This is a genomic window from Halomonas halodenitrificans DSM 735, from assembly GCF_000620045.1.
Classification (GTDB): Bacteria; Pseudomonadota; Gammaproteobacteria; order Pseudomonadales; family Halomonadaceae; genus Halomonas; species Halomonas halodenitrificans.
The window spans coordinates 121089-138940 of sequence record NZ_JHVH01000003.1; the positions used below are offsets into that span (position 1 = coordinate 121089).

At 64.0% G+C, this 17852-nt stretch carries 18 protein-coding genes and 2 tRNA genes; 8 read left to right on the forward strand and 12 right to left on the reverse strand.

Translation table 11 applies throughout. From position 1 onward, the window contains the following. Nucleotides 1-89 precede the first annotated feature (89 nt). Complete coding sequence (gene dcd, locus Q358_RS0104175) at nucleotides 90-656, forward strand: dCTP deaminase (RefSeq protein ID WP_027960901.1); 567 nt, start codon at nucleotides 90-92, stop codon at nucleotides 654-656. A 138-nt stretch (nucleotides 657-794) separates the two neighbouring features. Here dcd and purN read toward each other — a convergent pair whose 3' ends face one another. Both purN and purM read right to left on the reverse strand, forming a co-directional pair. After that, entirely contained in the window at nucleotides 795-1532 is a 738-nt protein-coding gene (gene purN / locus Q358_RS0104180; protein ID WP_027960902.1) for a phosphoribosylglycinamide formyltransferase, read from the reverse strand. Next, nucleotides 1529-2593, reverse strand: coding sequence for a phosphoribosylformylglycinamidine cyclo-ligase (gene purM, locus Q358_RS0104185; RefSeq protein ID WP_027960903.1), 1065 nt, complete (start codon nucleotides 2591-2593; stop codon nucleotides 1529-1531). Before purM ends, purN begins: the two co-directional genes overlap by 4 nt. Before the next feature lie 125 nt (nucleotides 2594-2718). Here purM and Q358_RS0104190 point away from each other — a divergent pair, with 125 nt between their 5' ends. Both Q358_RS0104190 and hda read left to right on the forward strand, forming a co-directional pair. Further along, complete coding sequence (locus Q358_RS0104190) at nucleotides 2719-3798, forward strand: AI-2E family transporter (protein ID WP_027960904.1); 1080 nt, start codon at nucleotides 2719-2721, stop codon at nucleotides 3796-3798. Further along, nucleotides 3795-4496: a DnaA regulatory inactivator Hda gene (gene hda / locus Q358_RS0104195; RefSeq protein ID WP_027960905.1), complete on the forward strand. Its 702-nt coding sequence runs from the start codon at nucleotides 3795-3797 to the stop codon at nucleotides 4494-4496. Before Q358_RS0104190 ends, hda begins: the two co-directional genes overlap by 4 nt. A 64-nt stretch (nucleotides 4497-4560) precedes the next feature. On the opposite strand, the gene Q358_RS0104200 is transcribed toward hda, so the two are convergent. After that, a complete protein-coding gene (locus Q358_RS0104200) occupies nucleotides 4561-5121 on the reverse strand; it encodes a carboxypeptidase-like regulatory domain-containing protein (protein ID WP_027960906.1) in 561 nt (186 codons plus the stop codon). 166 nt (nucleotides 5122-5287) lie between these two features. After that, on the reverse strand, nucleotides 5288-5668 hold the full coding sequence (locus tag Q358_RS0104205; protein WP_027960907.1) for a phasin family protein: 381 nt from the start codon (nucleotides 5666-5668) through the stop codon (nucleotides 5288-5290). 201 nt (nucleotides 5669-5869) lie between these two features. Between Q358_RS0104205 and Q358_RS0104210 the strand changes: the two genes are divergently transcribed. After that, nucleotides 5870-7249 (forward strand): class II fumarate hydratase, encoded by a 1380-nt coding sequence (locus Q358_RS0104210; RefSeq protein WP_027960908.1) that lies wholly within the window; start codon nucleotides 5870-5872, stop codon nucleotides 7247-7249. Nucleotides 7250-7506: 257 nt separating this feature from the next. Here Q358_RS0104210 and Q358_RS0104215 read toward each other — a convergent pair whose 3' ends face one another. The 5 genes from Q358_RS0104215 to phnD all read right to left on the reverse strand — a co-directional run bounded on the left by Q358_RS0104215 (nucleotide 7507) and on the right by phnD (nucleotide 12149). Then, complete coding sequence (locus tag Q358_RS0104215; protein ID WP_027960909.1) at nucleotides 7507-8571, reverse strand: endonuclease/exonuclease/phosphatase family protein; 1065 nt, start codon at nucleotides 8569-8571, stop codon at nucleotides 7507-7509. A gap of 82 nt (nucleotides 8572-8653) precedes the next feature. After that, nucleotides 8654-9463, reverse strand: a complete 810-nt coding sequence (gene phnE, locus Q358_RS0104220) for a phosphonate ABC transporter, permease protein PhnE (RefSeq protein ID WP_027960910.1) — start codon at nucleotides 9461-9463, stop codon at nucleotides 8654-8656. Further along, nucleotides 9457-10272, reverse strand: coding sequence for a phosphonate ABC transporter, permease protein PhnE (gene phnE, locus Q358_RS0104225; protein ID WP_027960911.1), 816 nt, complete (start codon nucleotides 10270-10272; stop codon nucleotides 9457-9459). The genes phnE (Q358_RS0104220) and phnE (Q358_RS0104225) overlap by 7 nt, the downstream gene beginning before the upstream one ends. Further along, nucleotides 10259-11071, reverse strand: a complete 813-nt coding sequence (gene phnC, locus Q358_RS0104230) for a phosphonate ABC transporter ATP-binding protein (RefSeq protein ID WP_027960912.1) — start codon at nucleotides 11069-11071, stop codon at nucleotides 10259-10261. The genes phnE (Q358_RS0104225) and phnC overlap by 14 nt, the downstream gene beginning before the upstream one ends. 76 nt (nucleotides 11072-11147) lie before the next feature. After that, the gene (gene phnD, locus Q358_RS0104235; RefSeq protein ID WP_027960913.1) at nucleotides 11148-12149 is read right to left on the reverse strand and encodes a phosphate/phosphite/phosphonate ABC transporter substrate-binding protein; all 1002 of its coding nucleotides are present in this window, start codon (nucleotides 12147-12149) and stop codon (nucleotides 11148-11150) included. Between the two features lie 118 nt (nucleotides 12150-12267). Here phnD and Q358_RS0104240 point away from each other — a divergent pair, with 118 nt between their 5' ends. Next, a complete protein-coding gene (locus Q358_RS0104240; RefSeq protein ID WP_027960914.1) occupies nucleotides 12268-12879 on the forward strand; it encodes a histidine phosphatase family protein in 612 nt (203 codons plus the stop codon). Here Q358_RS0104240 and glpD read toward each other — a convergent pair. Further along, complete coding sequence (gene glpD, locus Q358_RS16520) at nucleotides 12842-14362, reverse strand: glycerol-3-phosphate dehydrogenase (protein WP_051530171.1); 1521 nt, start codon at nucleotides 14360-14362, stop codon at nucleotides 12842-12844. The two genes, Q358_RS0104240 and glpD, sit on opposite strands and share 38 nt — an antisense overlap. Before the next feature lie 131 nt (nucleotides 14363-14493). Next, the gene (locus Q358_RS0104250) at nucleotides 14494-15252 is read right to left on the reverse strand and encodes a DeoR/GlpR family transcriptional regulator (protein WP_027960915.1); all 759 of its coding nucleotides are present in this window, start codon (nucleotides 15250-15252) and stop codon (nucleotides 14494-14496) included. A 201-nt stretch (nucleotides 15253-15453) separates the two neighbouring features. Between Q358_RS0104250 and glpK the strand changes: the two genes are divergently transcribed. The 3 genes from glpK (at nucleotide 15454) to Q358_RS0104265 (ending at nucleotide 17256) form a co-directional block, all read left to right on the forward strand. Continuing rightward, nucleotides 15454-16938 carry a glycerol kinase GlpK gene (gene glpK, locus Q358_RS0104255; RefSeq protein WP_027960916.1) on the forward strand — a complete coding sequence of 495 codons (1485 nt, stop codon included), beginning with the start codon at nucleotides 15454-15456 and terminating at the stop codon, nucleotides 16936-16938. 124 nt (nucleotides 16939-17062) lie between these two features. After that, nucleotides 17063-17139 (forward strand) — tRNA-Val (locus Q358_RS0104260). A 40-nt stretch (nucleotides 17140-17179) separates the two neighbouring features. Next, nucleotides 17180-17256, forward strand: a tRNA-Val gene (locus tag Q358_RS0104265). 69 nt (nucleotides 17257-17325) lie between these two features. Here Q358_RS0104265 and Q358_RS0104270 read toward each other — a convergent pair. Then, complete coding sequence (locus Q358_RS0104270; protein WP_043487627.1) at nucleotides 17326-17784, reverse strand: GAF domain-containing protein; 459 nt, start codon at nucleotides 17782-17784, stop codon at nucleotides 17326-17328. Nucleotides 17785-17852 lie beyond the last annotated feature (68 nt).

Sequence of the window (17852 nt, forward strand, 5' to 3'; positions counted from 1 at the left end):
ACCCGCGTGACCCCTGTGACCGGGGCCGCTATCATGGCGGCCCGGGTAGGTCCTTCTCTTCTATATTCATTGCTGCAGGATAGGTTTCAATGAGCATCAAGTCCGACAACTGGATTCGTCGCATGGCCGAACGGGAAGGGATGATCGAACCCTTCGAGGCCGACCAGGTTCGCTATGTGGATGAGCGTCGGGTGATCTCCTACGGGACCTCCAGCTACGGCTATGACGTCCGTTGTGCCGATGAATTCAAGGTGTTTACCAATATTCACTCGGCGGTTGTCGACCCCAAGGCCTTCGACGACAAGAGCCTCGTCGATGTAAAGGGCGATGTCTGCGTGATCCCGCCGAATTCCTTCGCCCTGGCGCGTACCGTGGAATATTTCCGTATCCCGCGAAGCGTGCTGACCATCTGCCTGGGCAAGTCCACCTACGCACGCTGCGGCATCATCGTCAACGTGACGCCGCTGGAGCCGGAGTGGGAAGGGCATGTGACCCTGGAGTTTTCCAACACCACCAATCTGCCGGCCAAGATTTACGCCAACGAAGGCGTGGCCCAGATGCTGTTCCTGGAATCCGATGAGGTCTGCGCCACCTCCTACAAGGATCGTGGCGGCAAGTACATGGGGCAGCGAGGGGTGACCCTGCCCAGGACCTGACCCGGCTGCGCCGGGTCACGAGTTATAAGCTGGAAGAGCGCCGCTTCGTGGCTGGAGGCTTGAAGAAAAACCTTGACCACAGGGGCAGCGGGGCAATGCTGTTTTCCAGCTTCCAGCTTCCAGCTTCCAGCTTCCAGCTTACGGCTCGAGATCCTCGTCCAGCTCCTCGGCGGCATCGGCGTGGGACATGCGCATGCCGTGGCTCGGTAGAGGCGTGCCGTCCAGGGCCGCGCCCTGGCCGGTGAACTGCAGCCGCCCCTCCAGGCACCATTTCACGGCGATGGGGTAGATCAGGTGCTCGCGGGCGTGCACCTTCTCCTTCAGCGTTTCCTCGCTTTCCCCCTCGGCGACCTCGACCGCGGCCTGGATGATCACCGGGCCGCCGTCGAGTTCCTCGGTCACGAAGTGCACGCTGCAGCCGTGCTCGCTCACGCCGTCGGCCAGCGCCCGGGCGTGGGTGTTCAGGCCCTGGTAGTCGGGCAGCAGCGAGGGGTGGATATTGACCAGGCGCCCCAAAAAGCGCTGCACGAAGCGCGGGGTGAGGATGCGCATGAAGCCGGCGAGGACGATGAGGTCCGGCTCATGGCGTTCGATGACCTTGATCAGGGCGCCGTCGTAGGCATCGCGGCTCTCGTACTCGCGGTGGGGCAACACCACGGCATCGATGCCAGCCTCCCGGGCACGGACCAGCCCATGGGCATCCGGCTCGTTGGAGACGACGGCGACGACCTCGCCACCCAGGGCGTCATGGGTCTGGGCCTCGATCAAGGCCTCGAGATTGCTGCCGTTGCCGGAGATCAGCACTACCACGCGACGGGCATCGGCGGGCTCGGGGACGAAGTCCTTCAGGGTGTCGCTTGCGTATTGTTCGCTCATCCTGCCAGGTTCTCCAGGATCACTCGGTCATCGCCAGGCTCGCCGGCAACGATCTCGCCGATACGGTAGACCGCCTCTCCCTGGGCCTGAAGGTGGGCGCGGGCCTGGTCGGCCTTCTCGGCCGGCACCACGATGACCATGCCGATGCCGCAGTTCAGCACGCGATGCATCTCTTCCTCGGCAACATTGCCCTGCTCGCGCAGCCAGTCGAAGACGGCCGGGCGCTGCCAGGCGCTAACGTCGACCCGGGCGGCAAGGCCTTCGGGCAGCACGCGAGGCAGGTTCTCGGTGAGGCCACCGCCGGTAATATGGGAGAGGGCATGCACCGGCACGTCGCTCTCCTTGATCAAGGAGAGCAGCGGTTTCACGTAGATGCGTGTCGGTGCCATGAGTGCATCGCCCAGGGACTCGCCGTCGAGTTCGGTATCCAGCGAGGCGCCGGAGACCTCCAGAATCTTGCGGATCAGCGAGTAGCCATTGGAGTGGGGCCCGGAAGCGGCCATGCCCAGCAGCACGTCGCCCTCGGCGACCCGCTTGCCGTCGAGGATCTCGGACTTCTCCACGACGCCGACGCAGAAGCCGGCCAGGTCATAGTCGCTGCCCGCGTACATGCCGGGCATCTCGGCGGTTTCACCGCCCACCAGGGCACAGCCGGCCTTCTCGCATCCGGCACCGATGCCGTCGACCACGTCGGCGGCGATATCCACGTCAAGCTTGCCCGTGGCATAGTAGTCGAGGAACAGCAACGGCTCGGCGCCGGCCACGACCAGGTCGTTGACGCACATCGCTACCAGGTCGATGCCGATCGTGTCATGTCGACCCAGGTCCATGGCCAGGCGTAGCTTGGTGCCGACGCCATCGGTACCCGAGACCAGCACCGGTTCGCGGTAGCCGGCAGGCAGTTCACAGAGGGCGCCGAAGCCACCCAGGCCCCCCATCACTTCCGGGCGGGTGGTACGCTTGGCGACCCCTTTGATGCGGTCGACCAGGGCATTGCCGGCGTCGATATCGACCCCGGCGTCCTTGTAGCTGAGCGAGGGGCGTGGGGAGGAGTCGGTCATCGGGAGTCCTGTCGGGTTATCGGCGCGGCGGGAGCCGTCGCGCAGTAGGCAAGTCAGGGACACAATTGTAGCATCACGGCGAACGGCTGGCAGCCCGTCGGTGGTCGCGGGACAAGGAGGTATCAATGCGCAGACAGTGGTGGGTTGTGGCCGGCGTGATGGCGCTCGCGCTGTGGTTTTTCATCAGCATCGAGCCGGTGCTGATGCCGTTCTTTGTCAGCATGGTGCTGGCCTATCTCGGCGACCCTCTGGCCGACCGCCTGGAGGCACTGGGCCTGTCACGTCGGCTCTCCGTCGCCCTGGTGTTTCTGCTGCTGACGCTGGTCATCGTGGTGGCCTTGCTGCTGGTGATGCCGGTGCTGGGGCGCCAGCTCGGTCAGCTGGTGGAGTCACTGCCGGCGGTCCTCAACTGGGTGCAGCAGACGCTGGTGCCGCGGGTACAGTCGGTGGTCGGCCTGGACCTCTCCACGGATATCGATGCCCTGCGCCAGACGGTGGTGGATAACTGGAAGGAGACCGGGACCTTGGCGGCAACCCTGCTGTCCGGCGTGTCGCGTTCGGGGCTGGCGTTGGTCGGCTGGATCGGTAACCTGGCACTGATTCCGGTGGTAACCTTTTACCTGCTGCTGGATTGGGACGTTATCGTTGCCAAGGTGCGCGACTGGCTGCCGCGGCGCTGGGAAGGCACCGCGAACCGTCTGGCCGGACAGTGTGACGAGGTGCTCTCGGCCTTCCTGCGCGGCCAACTGATCGTCATGCTGTGCCTCGGCATCATCTATGCCATCGGCCTCACGCTGCTGGGCGTGCGCTTCGGGTTGTTGATCGGCCTGCTCTCGGGGCTGGCCAGCATCGTGCCCTATCTGGGAGTGATCGTGGGTATCAGCGTGGCGGGCCTGGTGGCCTTCTTCCAGGGGGGCGAATGGTGGCTGCTGCTGGGGGTCGCCGCCGTGTTTGGTTTCGGCCAGGTGGTGGAGAGTGTGGTGCTGCAGCCCAAGCTGCTGGGTGACAAGATCGGGTTGCACCCCGTCGCGGTCATCTTCGCGGTATTGGCCGGCGGCAACCTGTTCGGTTTTACCGGGGTGCTGCTGGCGCTGCCGGCGGCGGCGGTGATCATGGTACTCTTGCGGGAACTCAATTCCCGCTACAAGAACAGTGCCTTGTACGACGAAACGCTCAACCATCGCCATGACGAGGAGTCACCATGAGCCGTGCGCCCGCACAGCTGCCTCTGGGCGTCGGGCTGCGTGACGATGCCACCTTCGTCAACTTTCACCCTGGCCCCAATGCCACCCTGGTGGGACGGCTGACCCAGCAGCTGGAACCGGGAGGCGAACCTTTCCTCTATCTGTGGGGAGCGCCGGGGGTGGGTCGCAGCCATCTTCTTCAGGCCGCCTGCCATGCGGCCTCGGATCATGGTGAGCGGACTCTTTATCTGCCACTGGAGGAGTTGGGTCACTTCCCGCCATTGATGCTGGAGGATATCGAGCGCCTGGACCTTCTGGCCATCGATGACCTGGAGCGGGTAGTGGGGCGGCCGCGCTGGGAGGAGGCCCTGTTCCATGCCTTCAACCGCCTGCGCGATGCCGGCAAGCGGCTGGTGGTGGCCGCCGAAGCACCGCCACGCCAGCTCCCCGTGAAACTCCCCGATCTGGCCTCGCGGCTGACCTGGGGGCTGACATTCCACGTCCAGGGCCTGGACGATGCAGGGCGCTTGGCTGCCCTTCAGCTACGTGCCCGAGTCCGTGGGATGCAACTCGGCGACGAGGTGGCGCGCTATATCCTGCATCGGGGGTCACGCAGGCTGGATGAGTTGTTCCTGCTGCTGGAAGAACTCGATCACGCCTCGCTCTCCGCCCAGCGCAAGCTGACCATTCCCTTCGTCAAGCAGGCACTGGGCTGGTAGCGGTCACCAGCGGCTGAAAAGCCACTGCGTATCGAAGTGCAAGGCGCCGAGAATATTGTCGTCCTCAGCGGCTGAGCTCGACCTCGCGGTGCTGGCCCTTTCCCAGGCTGACCTGGTGGATCACCACCCTGGGCTTGCCGCTCCGAGGGTCGGAGCCGGCGCCTGACACGTAGAAGTCACCGGAAGGCAGGCGGGAGACCTGGAAGTGGCCGTTGCCGTCGGTACGCGTGGTATGGGTGTATTCCCGTGCCCTGGGGTCGGCGGGTTCCACGGCGATGCCGGCCAGGGCCTTTTCGGCGGCTTCCGCGGAGTAGCTGGTGATCGGCGCCACCGATATGCCCGCATTGGGTACCGCGCGCCCGCTCAGCGTCAGGCGGCCGCTGATCGCGGCGCTGCCCTGTTTCTCGAGCCTGGCGTATTCGGCCTCCGGGAAGGCGACCTCCCTGGCGGCGCGCGGTGGCGGCTCGGGTTCGTCCTGGCGACTCTCCTGGGGGCTTTCCTGGGGGACATCGCGCCGGGTTTCACCCCGGTCGATGACGTCGATGCGCTCCGTGGGAGCGGGGGGGACTACCTCGCAGCCGGCCAGCACCAGTGCCGCCAGGGCGAGGGGATAATAACGCTTCATGGTGACCTCCCTATCCGATTTCGGTCTCTTCAGGCGCCCCGTGCCTCGGCCTAGGGTAGCGCAAAAGACACACTGAAGGCAGGTCGCCACAAACGAAAACCGCCGCCCCGGTGGGGCGGCGGTTCAGGCGCTCGAGAGAGCGGGGGGCAGAGGCCCCGGCGTCGGCTTACTGACCGGCCTTGGCGGTAGCCGCCTGAGCCTGCTTGACACTGTCTTCGGTCAGCTTCTGGCTCTGCTGGACGAAGTCCTGCTGCAGGGAGGCCACCTTCTCGGCATCGCCCTTCATGCGCTCGGCGAGGTCCTTGGCGACCTTCTGCTGACCTTCCATATGGGTGCGCAGGCCTTCCGCATCCTTGACGTTCATCAGGCTGCGCAGCTGAGCCAGGCCTGTCTCGGTGTAGGCCTTGGTGGCGTCGAGCTGAGCGCTGGTCAGCTTCTCGCTGTAGTCAACCGCCAGGCTGGCGTAGGTGCGCGCCGGGGCGAAGAAGATGGATTCGAACTGCTTGGTGTCGAAGGCCTTGGGATCGAAGTTGAAGGCGTTGATCATGGTGGAACCTCGTGGTTGCACTGGAAATAGGGGAACGGTGTCCGCTCTGTTGCGATGCACAATAACAGAGCGACTTGTGCAGTGCAACATCGATGAGGCGTCGCGTTTCGTCGGCATCGGGCTGTGCCGACCTTGCCGAATACGCCGCATGGCACCATGGTGAGAAGAGAGACATGCATGGCAACACGAGGAGGCAGGATAATGAGCCAGATGCGTAGCGAACGCGACAGCATGGGGGCACTGGAAGTGCCGGCACAGGCCCTTTACGGGGCGCAGACCCAGCGTGCCGTCGACAACTTCCCGGTCTCGGGGCAATCGATGCCCACGCCGTTTATTCATGCCATTGCCCGTATCAAGCTGGCAGCGGCTCGCGTCAACGCCGACCTGGGGCTGCTCGACGCCGAACGAAGCGAGGCGATTGTGTCGGCCGCCGAGGCGGTGATTCGCGGCGAACACGATGACCACTTCCCGGTCGACGTCTTCCAGACCGGCTCCGGTACGTCCAGCAACATGAACGTCAATGAGGTGCTGGCGAATCTGGCCAGCCGTGAGGGGCCGGCGGTGGGGCCCAATGATCATGTCAACATGGGCCAATCCAGTAATGATGTGATCCCCTCCGCCATTCATGTGGCGGCCGCCCTCGAGGTAACCAGTCGCCTGCGTCCGGCCCTGGTGCATCTGCGAGATACCATCGATAGCCGTGCCGCCGAGCTCGATGGCGTGGTCAAGACCGGCCGCACCCACCTGATGGATGCCATGCCGCTACGCATGAGCCAGGAGCTGGGAGGCTGGTCGAGCCAGCTGGGGCAGGCCGTCGAGCGCTTCGATAGTGCCCTGGTCAGGCTCTGTCGCCTGGCCCAGGGAGGCACGGCCGTGGGGACGGGGATCAATGCTCATCCGGCGTTCGCCGACCGCATGGCCGCCGAGCTGTCGAATCAGACCGGCATTGCCTTTACCCCCAATGACAGTTTCTTCGCCAGCCTGGCCTCCCAGGATGCGGCGGTGGAACTCTCGGGGCAGCTCAGGGGGCTGGCCTGCGTGATCATGAAGATCGCCAATGATCTGCGCTGGATGAACGCCGGCCCCCTGGCCGGGCTCGGTGAAATCGAGCTGGAGGCACTCCAGCCGGGCAGCTCGATCATGCCGGGCAAGGTCAATCCGGTGATCCCGGAGTCCGCGGCCCAGGCCGCCGCCCAGGTGATCGGGCTCGACACGGCGGTCACCGTGGCGGGACAGGGCGGTAACTTCCAGCTCAACGTCATGCTGCCGCTGGTGGCCCATAACCTGCTGACCTCGATCAGCCTGATGAGCAACACCGCCTGGCTGCTCGGCAATCGGGCCATCGCGACCTTCCGGGTGCGCGAAGACCGGCTTGCCGAGCCCCTGTCACGCAACCCCATCCTGGTGACGGCGCTGAATTCGGTCATCGGTTACGATGCGGCGGCGGCCATCGCCAAGCAGGCCTATCAGGCAGGCAGGCCGATCATCGAGGTGGCGCAGGAGCAGACCGACCTCTCCCGCGAGGAGCTGGAGCGGCTACTGGATCCCGCCGCGTTGACGCGAGGGGGGATTCCGGAATAACCGGGCGTGCCGGGCGGAGCCCGGCTGAGCCGTGGGGCCATACGCTGTACGTGCTCGGCTCCGCCGGGGGCTGTAAGCCATACGCTTTACGCTATACGTAAACCCCTTGCCGGGAGTGTCGGTGGCGATAGCCTGGCTTACGGCTTACGGCTTACGGCTTACGGCTTACGGCTTACGGCTTACGGCTTACGGCTTACGGCTTACGGCTTTCGGCTTACGGCTTACGGCTTTACGGCTTCCAGCTTCCAGCTTACGGCTTACTCCTGCTGTTCCTGCACCTTGCCCTCGCGGGCCGTTTCCAGGGCCTCGCGGTGCTCGCCCTGTTCGGCCTCGGGGGTGTCGTGTTCATCGGCTCGTGCGGGCCGGAAGCAGAGCGTGGTGAGTATTGGGAAGTGGTCCGAGCCGAAGCCATTGAGTCGCTTCAGCTCGCGCAGGGTGAAGTGCTCGCTGGTGAAAATATGGTCCAGCGGCCAGCGCAGGAAGGGATACCTGGCATGGAAGGTGCTGAACATGCCGCGGCCACGGCGCGGGTCAAGCATGCCGCTGACGCGGCAGAAGAGCCGAGTGGTGCGTGACCAGGCCACGTCGTTGAGGTCTCCGGCGACCAGGGTGGGTACCGGGTCCTCGTGGATGGCCCGGCCGACCAGCAGCAGCTCCGCGTCGCGCCACAGCGATTCCTTGCTTTCGCCGGGGGCCGGCGGGCGCGGATGAAGGGCGTGAAACCGGATCTCGTCGCCGCAGCGCAGCCGAACGCCGGTGAGAATCGAGGGAATATCGTCCTGAATCAGCCACTCCACCCGGGGCGATACCAGGGGGAGGCGCGAGTAGAGGTGCATGCCGTAGAGGTTATCCAGGGGAATGCGCACCGCATGTGGCCACTCCTGGGTCAGGGCGTCGTCGAGCCGTGCCTGCCACCAGTCATCGGACTCGAGGGTCAACACGATATCCGGGCGATGTTCGTGTATCTGGGCGATAAGGTCGTGAGCGTTACGGTTGGGGGTCAGGACGTTGGCGACCAGCAGCGTCAGGCAGCGATCGTCGAGACCCGGCTGGGCCTTTTTCACCTGCACCGGCCATAGTGGGGTCCAGGGCAGCACATAGGCCAGCTGGATCGCCACGACCAACAGGCAGGCCGTTTGGCCGACCCATGACCAGGGGGCATCGGCGAGCCCACCGACAGACGCCAGCAGCAGGGCGGCGACGGCCAGCTGCACGCGGGGGAATTCGGCGACGCGAATCCACCACCAGGTAACACGCAGCCTGGCGATGAGGGTAATGCCGAGCAGAAGCCCGGCAAGCACGGCGAATGCGATGGACATCATGGCGCGGTTCCTCGATGGCGGTGATGCCGGCATACCCGCTTGGCCGGGCGCGACATTCGGTTTCGGCTACACCCGGTTTCGACTACATTACCCGGCGGCGCAGCAGGCCGGTGAGGGCCTCGCCGATCAGGACCAGTGCGATGATGGCAATCAGGATGGTCGCCACCGTCTGCCAGGCGAAGGTATCGATGGAGCCTTGCAGGATCACGCCGATGCCGCCGGCTCCGACCAGCCCCAGCACCGTGGATTCCCGGATGTTGATATCCCAGCGCAGGATGACGATGGCAAAAAAGGCGGGGACCACCTGGGGCACGATGGCATAGGCGATGACCTTTGCCTTGGAGGCGCCGGTGGCCTCCATGGCCTCCACCGGGCGGCGGTCGATTTCCTCGATGGCTTCCCCCATCAGCTTGCCGATGAATCCCACCGAGCGGCACATGATGGCGAGTATCCCGGCCAGCACGCCGGGGCCGAAGATCGCCACGAACAGCAACGCCCAGATGATGGTGTTGACCGAACGGCTCGCCACCAGAATAAAGCGGCCCAGCCACAGGCAGGCGCGGTTGGGGGTGGTGTTCTGGGCGGCGATATAGGACACCGGCAGGGCGATGAAGACGGTTAGCATGGTGGCAAGCGTGGCGATATGCACGGTCTCGAGCATGGCCCTGGTGATCTCGCCGAGGCGTCCGGGGTCGGGTGGCCACATGCGGGCTCCCAGGCTCGAGATCTGGTTGGGGGCATCCCACACCCAGGGCCAGAAGATATCGATATCGCGCACCGCCCAGACCACCAACATCAGTGTCGCCAGCAGCGCACCGTAACGGATGAGCTGCTCTCTCGGGTCGTGGCGTCGCCAGATGCGGGCGGCCAGGAGGTCGTCTTGTTCTACCATATCTGCTTCCTTACCCAGCCGCTGATGCCTTCGCTGACCAGGATCACCGCGATGATGACCAGCAGGATGGCGAAGGCAAAGTCATAGTCATAGCGTCCGAAGGCATTCATCAGGGTGCTGCCGATACCGCCGGCGCCGACGATACCTACCACGGCGGAGGCGCGCAGGTTGCTGTCGAGCTGGTACATGGAGAGCCCGACCTGGCGGGGCAGGATCTGTGGAAAGACAGCATAGTACAGCGTTGCCAGATAGCCGGCGCCGGTGGCGCGCATGGCCTCTACCTGGCCCCAGTCGATCTCCTCTATCTCCTCGGCGAGGAGCTTGCCGACGAAGCCGATGGAGTAGAGCGTCAGCGTCAGGATGCCCGCCAGGGGGCCGAAGCCTACCGCGGCGACGAAGAGGATGGCGACGATCACCGGGTGAAAGCTGCGCGAGATGATGATGACCGCGCGGCCCAGCAGGTAGACGGGCAGCGGCGCGATATTGCGTGCCGCCATCACCGCAAAGGGAATCGACAGCAGCACCCCGAGCAGGGTGGCCAGAATGGCGATCTGCAGGCTCTCGGTGAAGCCGGTCAGCAGTAGGTCGAAGCGCGAGAAGTTGGGGGGAAAGCCCCCGCCGAAGATGCGCGCGGCGCGCGGCAACCCCTCGCCGATGCGCTCCCAGTTGAAGGGCAGGGTGGCCAGCGCCCATATCAGGTAGGCGACCAGCAGAACCAGCAGGCCATAGCGCAGCATGGGGTTGGCGATAAAGGGTGGCTTGCGCCAGATGCGTACAGGTGTCGTGTCGCCGGGATCAGGTCGCGTCATGAGGCGCCTCCTTCTCCCTCTCTCCGCTTGACGGTGGCGGAGCGGTGTCGTCCTCCGGCGCCTCGATGCCACCATAGATAGTATCCAGCGCCTCCTTGTCGAAGTCACCGGGAGTGCCATCGAAGATCATGGTGCCGTGACGTAGCCCGACGATGCGGTCGGTATAGCTCCGGGCCTGGGCCACGTTGTGGATATTGATCAACACCGGTAGCGACAGCTCGCTGGCCAGGCTCTGCAGCAGTACCATGATCTGTTCGGAGGTACGCGGATCCAGTGATGCCGTGGGTTCGTCGGCCAGCAGCACCTCGGGCTCCTGCATCAGGGCTCGTACGACGCCCACTCGCTGGCGCTCGCCACCCGAGAGTTCATCGGCGCGCTTGTTGGCGTAGTGGGCAATGCCCACGCGCTCCATCAGCACGAAGGCACGCTCGATATCCGCCGCCGGATAGCGACGAGTCACGGCCTGGAAGAGGCTGACGTACCCCAGGCGTCCTGCCAGCACGTTCTCCATCACGGTGAGACGGTCGATCAGGTTGAAGCCCTGAAACACCATGCCGATCTTGCGGCGCACGCGGCGCAGGTCACGATGGCGGAGATTGACGATTTCCGTACCGTTGAGCTTGATCGATCCCGAGGTGGGTTCCACGAGGCGGTTAATACAGCGCAACAGGGTGCTCTTGCCGGCGCCGGAGGCGCCGACGATGGCGATGACACTATTGTCTTCCACGGCAAGGTCGAGCCCCTTGAGCACGGGCTCGTCATGGCCGTAGCGCTTGATCAGATTGGATATCTCCAGCATCAACGGATCCAGGCAAGGAGGAGTGGGATGGAGGCGCCGGCCGGAGAGTCGGCCGGCGTCGTCCTGTCAGTGAGGGTTACTCGAGATTTTCGGGAGTGTACTCGACGCCGTTGGCGCTCTGGATGGTGCGGATGACCTTCCAGTTGTCCTGGTAGTTGATGGGGATGAATTTCTCGACTCCCTCGAACTCCTCGCCCAGCTCGGTGCCGGCAAAATCGAAACTAAAGAAGGCCTCCTCGATCTTGTCGACCAGGTCGGGGTGAAGGTTATGGGCGTAGTTGTAGGACGTGGTCGGAAAGCTGTCCGACTCATAGAGGATCTTGACGTCGGCGGGGTCATAGAGGTCGCGGGCGGCCATGCGCTCGACCACCTCCGAGGCGACCGGGGCGGCGTCATAATCCTGGGCCACCACGCCGAGCATGGACTGGTCGTGGCTTCCGGAATAGACCACTTCGTAGTCCTCGCCGGGAACGATGCCCATTTCGGGGAACAGGGCCCGCGGCGCCTGGTTGCCGGAGTTGGACGTGGGGGAGGTGTGGGCGACCCGCTTGCCCTCGAGGTCCGCCATCTCGTCGATGCCGGAATCGACATGGGTATAGAGCTGGAGGGTGTAGCCGAAGCGCCCGTCATCGGCTCCCATCAGCGCGAAGGGCACCGCACCCGCCAGGTTGACGGCGAAGGGCGTGGGGCCGGTCGAGAAGCCGGCGATATGCAGGCGGCCGCTGCGCATCGCCTCGACCTGAGCCGAATTGGACTGTACGGCGAAGAAGCGCACATCGCGGCCGGTCACGTCCTTCAGGTGCTCGATAAACGGTTGCCAGATATCGGAGTAGATGGCCGGATCTTCCACCGGAGTGTAGGCGAAGATCAGGGTGTCGGGATTGGCCCATTGCGACTCGTCGGCGGGGCGGTCGGCAACCATGTCGCCGTTCTCGTCGCAGTAGATGGCATCGAGGGCGCCACGCTCGCAATCGTCCTGCGCCTGTGCCTGACTGGCGACCAGCAGCGCAAGGGGCAGCAGGGAGGTGGCGAGGGTGGCAAGCGAGAGCTTTCTCGCGCGGAGAGGATAATGGATCATGGTAGACCTCGTGGCGTTATTGTTGTAAGAAGCTTTTATTATTTTAAGCGTTCGGAAATCAATATATTAATGATTGATTCTGAATACTATCATCTAATCTAGGGTTCTGGATGAAAGCATGTCAACCATTATTCCTGGCGTGACGGGGCGGTTGAGCAACCGTTACCTGCTGATGCGTCATGGCCATAGCCTGGCCAACCAGCAGGGCGTGATCATCAGCTCGCCGGCGCGAGGGCTGGCCGGTTACGGCCTCTCCCACCAGGGCCGGCAACAGCTCGAAAGCCTGCTGGCCACCTGGCAATGGGCGACTCCCGATCGCATCCTGCATTCGGATTTCCGGCGCACCCGGGAAACGGCGGAACGCATCGCGCACCACTTCGGGCTCGGGCTCGAGGCCGAGCCGCGGCTTCGGGAGCGTCACTTCGGCGAACTCGAGGGGGAGAAGGATGATCGCTATGCCGACGTCTGGCGCCATGATGCACAGGATCCACACCACCGCCATGCGGGAGTGGAGGCGCTCGCCTCGGTGGCGGCGCGCATGGGGGAAGTGGTCGCGGACCTGGAGCGGGATTGCGCCGGGAAGACCATCCTGCTGGTGAGCCATGGCGACCCGTTGCAGATACTGTTGGCCACCGTGGAGGGGGGTGAGCCGAGCCGGCACCGCGAGCGCGTGTCGCTCACCCCGGCGAGCATTACCCCGCTGCCGCCTGCTGGACGGGCTGGGGATTGAATCGCTGGGCCAGGTAATCGTCCAGCCGCTGCTGTTGATCGGCCGTCAGGCGCAGCCCGAGCTTGGTGCGACGCCACAGGATGTCATCCAGTGAGCCCGCCCACTCCTGCTCGATGAGATAGTCGACCTCGGCGGCGGTCAAGCCGGCGCCGAACGCCTGGCCCAGTGCGGCCTGGGAGTCCTTGCCGTCGAGGAAGCGGCGACACAGGGTGCCATAGAGGCGGGTGAAGCGCCGGACCTGACTCGTGTCCAGGTAGGGATAGTCGACCTGCAGCCGCGCCTCGAAACCGTCCCGGTCGCCGATCTCACCGCCCGGCAGGGGCGTCGTGTCTGTCCAGGGGGCCGTCATCGCCGGCAGATGGGGCGCAAGGGTGGTCAAGGCGGCTTCGGCGAGCTTGCGATAGGTGGTGATCTTGCCGCCAAACACCGACAGCAGGGGAGCGCCCTGGGTGTCCAGGTCGAGGGTGTAGTCCCGTGTCATGGCGGAAGGGTCTGCCGATTCATCGTCGCACAACGGGCGAACCCCGGAAAAGGTGCGGATGACGTCCTCGGGTTTCAGGGACGTCGTGAAGTGTTCGTTCACCACGCTCAGCAGATAACCGATTTCCTCCTCGCTGGCCTCGACCCCGGCGGGGTCCCCCCGATAGCGACGGTCGGTGGTGCCGATCAAGCTGAAGTCCTCTTCGTAGGGCAGCACGAAGACGATGCGTCCATCGGTGTTCTGGAGGATAAAGGCCCGTTCATCCTGGTTGATGCGGGGCACCACCAGGTGGCTGCCCTGAATCAGGCGAACCCCATAGCGCGATGACCTGTCGACCTGGCGGCGTACCACCTGCTCTACCCAGGGGCCGGCGGCGTTGACCAGGGTGCGGCAGCGTCGCGTCAGGCGCCGACCCGAGTCTCGCTCCTCGAGCTCGACCTCCCACAGCCCCTCGACCTCGGTGACCCCGGTGCAGCGCGTGCGGACCAGGACCTCGGCGCCGTTGTCGCGGGCCTGGATGGCATTGAGCACCACGAGCCTGGCGTCATCCACCCAGCAGTCGGAGTATTCGAAACCTCGGCTGATACCGCGCGCCAGGCCCTGGCTCGGCGCCAGCTTGATGGCGCGGGAGCCGGGCAATGCCTTGCGTTTACCGAGGTGGTCATAGAGAAACAGGCCGGCGCGCAGCATCCAGGCCGGACGGAGATGAGAGCGATGCGGCAGGATGAAGCGCAGCGGATGGATGATGTGCGGGGCCTTTGCGAGCAATACCTCACGCTCCTGCAGCGCCTCGCGCACCAGGCGAAACTCGCGGTGCTCCAGGTAGCGCAGGCCGCCGTGGATCAGCTTGCTGCTGGCGGACGAGGTGGCGCTGGCCAGGTCGGCCTGTTCGCAGAGGCCGACCGACAGGCCGCGCCCGGCGGCATCATTGGCGATGCCGGTGCCGTTGATGCCTCCGCCGATCACGAAGAGGTCGAGTATTTCGTCGGACTTGTCACGCATGGAGTCTCCCGTCCGGGGCCGGAACTTGATGATGTTTGAAAACGAAAATAGACGAAAGCAAAGCGAACATCAAGGTGCGGCACTGCGTCCCCCGGGCGCGGGAGGTCGGGCGTGCCTGGAACGAGGAGGGGTCAAGCGATATGGAGCGTTACATCATGCTGGTTCAGCAGGCGCAGGATGGTGTCGGGTGGCTGGCGGTCGGTAAACAGGGCATCGAGTTGGGTCAGGTTGCCTTGGCGAACCACGGGGTTGCGCTGAAACTTGGAGTGATCGGTGGCCAGAAAGACCTTGCGGGAGTTGTGGATGATGGCCTGGGCGACCCGCACCTCCTGGTAATCGAACTCCAGCAACGAGCCGTCCTCGTCGATGCCACTGATGCCGATGATGCCGTAATCGACCTTGAACTGATTGATGAAGTCGATGGCCGCCTCGCCGATGATGCCGCCGTCCCGGGAACGAACCTGGCCGCCGGCGATGATCACGTTGAAATCCTCCTTATGCTGAAGGATGGCAGCGACATTGAGGTTGTTGGTAATTACCTCCAGCCCGTGATGGTCGAGTAGCGCCTCCGCGACCACCTCATTGCTGGTCCCGATATTGATGAATAGCGAGGAGTGATTGGGGATGTGTCGGGCGAGCAGGGCGGCGATGCGTTGCTTGGCCTCGAGGTTGAGAGTCTTGCGGGTCGAGTAGGCGGTGTTGACGGTGCTGGATTCCAGGCTTGCACCACCATGGACCCGGCGAATGCGACCCTCGGCGGAGAGGGTGTTGAGGTCGCGACGTATGGTCTGGGGTGTGACCGTAAAGTGGTCGGTCAGCTGTTCGATGCTGGCATACCCCTGGCTACGCACCAGCTCGATGATGGCATCCTGGCGTTGCTGTTGATTCATGAAGTCTCCTAGGCTCCTTGAATTCTACGTTATTACAGCGGCGGCGGGCATGGTACAGGCTTGGGTTGCGTCTAAAGTCGTAGGATTTCTGTTGCGAAGCGTTTTAGCGGAGAGTTCGACTAGCGTAAAATGAGTGCTCGTTAACGAACATGATCGATTGAAAGCGAAAGCTGCACGCCATTTATCAACAGGACACTTGCCATGGCTTCATACCTCCTGGCCATCGACCAGGGCACTACCAGCTCTCGGGCTATCCTCTTCGATCGTCAGGGAAGCTGCGTTGCCTCGGCACAACGTGAGCTTCCCCAACATTTCCCCCGTGATGGCTGGATAGAGCATGACCCGGAAGATATCTGGGAGGGCGTGCTCACTACCTGTCGAGAGGTGCTGGCCAAGGCCGATGTCGCTCCCCAGGCGATCGACGGGATCGGTATCACGAATCAACGTGAGACGACCCTGGTGTGGGATCGGCATACCGGGAAGCCGGTTTATAACGCCATCGTCTGGCAGGATCGTCGCACCGATGAGGCTTGCCAGGCGTTGCGCCAGGCGGGACACCTGGGCGAGGTCCAGGCACGCACCGGGCTGTTGATCGATCCCTATTTTTCGGCGACCAAGCTGGCCTGGCTGCTCGATGAAATACCCGGCGCCCGGGCTCGGGCGGAGCGCGGCGACCTGGCCTTCGGCACCGTCGACACCTTCCTGATCTGGCGCCTGACCGGCGGCCGGGTGCATGCCACCGATGCGACCAATGCCTCGCGCACGGCGCTGTTCAATATTCACGAGCAGCGCTGGGATGACCAGCTGTTATCCCTGTTCGATATCCCGGCGAGCCTGCTGCCCGAGGTCAAGGATTCGAGTGACGACTTCGGTGCGCTGGAACACCAGTGGCTGGGTCATGCACTGCCCATCGCCGGGGTGGCAGGAGACCAGCAGGCCGCCCTGGTTGGTCAGGCCTGCTTTTCGCCGGGCATGGGCAAGAGCACCTATGGCACCGGCTGTTTCATGATCGTCAACACCGGGGAGAGTCCCGAGGCCTCGCGTAATCGTCTTCTGACCACCGTGGCCTATCGCCTGAACGGCAAGCCTGTCTACGCCATGGAGGGCAGCATCTTCGTGGCGGGGGCTACCGTTCAGTGGTTGCGTGATGGCCTGAAGCTGTTTGCCGATGCCGCCGAGACGGAGGCTCTGGCATGCCAGACGCGTAGTGGCCACAGTGTCTATATGGTGCCGGCATTTACCGGTCTCGGTGCGCCCCATTGGGACCCCAAGGCGCGTGGCGCCATCCTTGGCCTGACTCGCGATACCGGGATTGCCGAGATTGTCGCCGCCGGACTGCAGGCCGTCTGCTATCAAACGCGAGACCTGCAGGAGTGCATGGATGATGATATGACGGCTTCTCCGGGTATTCTAAGGGTCGATGGCGGCATGGTCGCCAATGGCTGGTTGATGCAGTTTCTCGCCGACATGCTCGGCGTCCCGGTGGACCGGCCGGGGGTGCTGGAGACCACGGCGCTGGGTGCCGCCTACCTTGCCGGCTTGCACCTGGGCTGGTATCGCGATCTCGACGAAATTGCCGGGTTATGGCAGCGTGAGCGGCAGTTTTCGCCGCAGATGGACGAGGCGGAACGCGAGCGCCTCTATGCCGGCTGGCAGGAAGCCGTCGAGCGGGTGCGCACGCAATGATCGTTTGCCTGTCCAAGATGCTGATTCTTCGGCCTTGGCGGGAATATTGCGCTTGCATTTCCAGGGCAGGTGAGTAAAATACGCATCCGTTGCCGCACATGACGCCATGCCGTCATCGAGATGCAGGACCATAGCTCAGTTGGTTAGAGCGCCACGTTGACATCGTGGAGGTCGGCGGTTCAAATCCGCCTGGTCCTACCAGTATCGTATCGATAGAAAAAAGCCTGGCCGCAACGACTACAGGACCATAGCTCAGTTGGTTAGAGCGCCACGTTGACATCGTGGAGGTCGGCGGTTCAAATCCGCCTGGTCCTACCAATACTAGAGACACCCCCGCAGCCCTGCTGCGGGGGTGTCTTGCTATATCGGCCGGCTCGAGTGGGTCGGCTAGGTGAGGTCGGTGCACTCGATGAAGGTGGCCACGAGTGCCTCGATGCCGGCCTGGTCGGCCTCGCTGAAACGACCCGCCTGGGGGCTATCCAGATCGAGCACGCCCCATAGGTAATCTCCCACGAGGATCGGTACCACCAGCTCCGACCGCGAGTCGGCATCGCAGGCGATATGGTCGGCGATGGCCTGGACATCGTCGACGCGCTGGGTCTCTCGGTCGCGCGCCGCGGCACCGCATACTCCCTGGTTGAAGGGAATCGGATGGCAGGCCGGCTTGCCCTGGAAGGGGCCCAGGATGAGCAGCTCCGGCTCGCCCTGCAGATAGAAGCCGGCCCAGTTCAGCGCGGAGATCTCCTGCATGATGAAGGCGCTGGTCTGGGCGCTGTTGGTCAGCCAGCTTCGGGTATCGAGCAGGGCGGCCAGCTGGCGGTTGAGCAGTGAATAATCGGGTGTCATCTTGGCTCCTTGAAACAGCAGGGCCGGCCTTGCGGCCGGCCCTTTGGCTATTCGAATTATTTATCGCT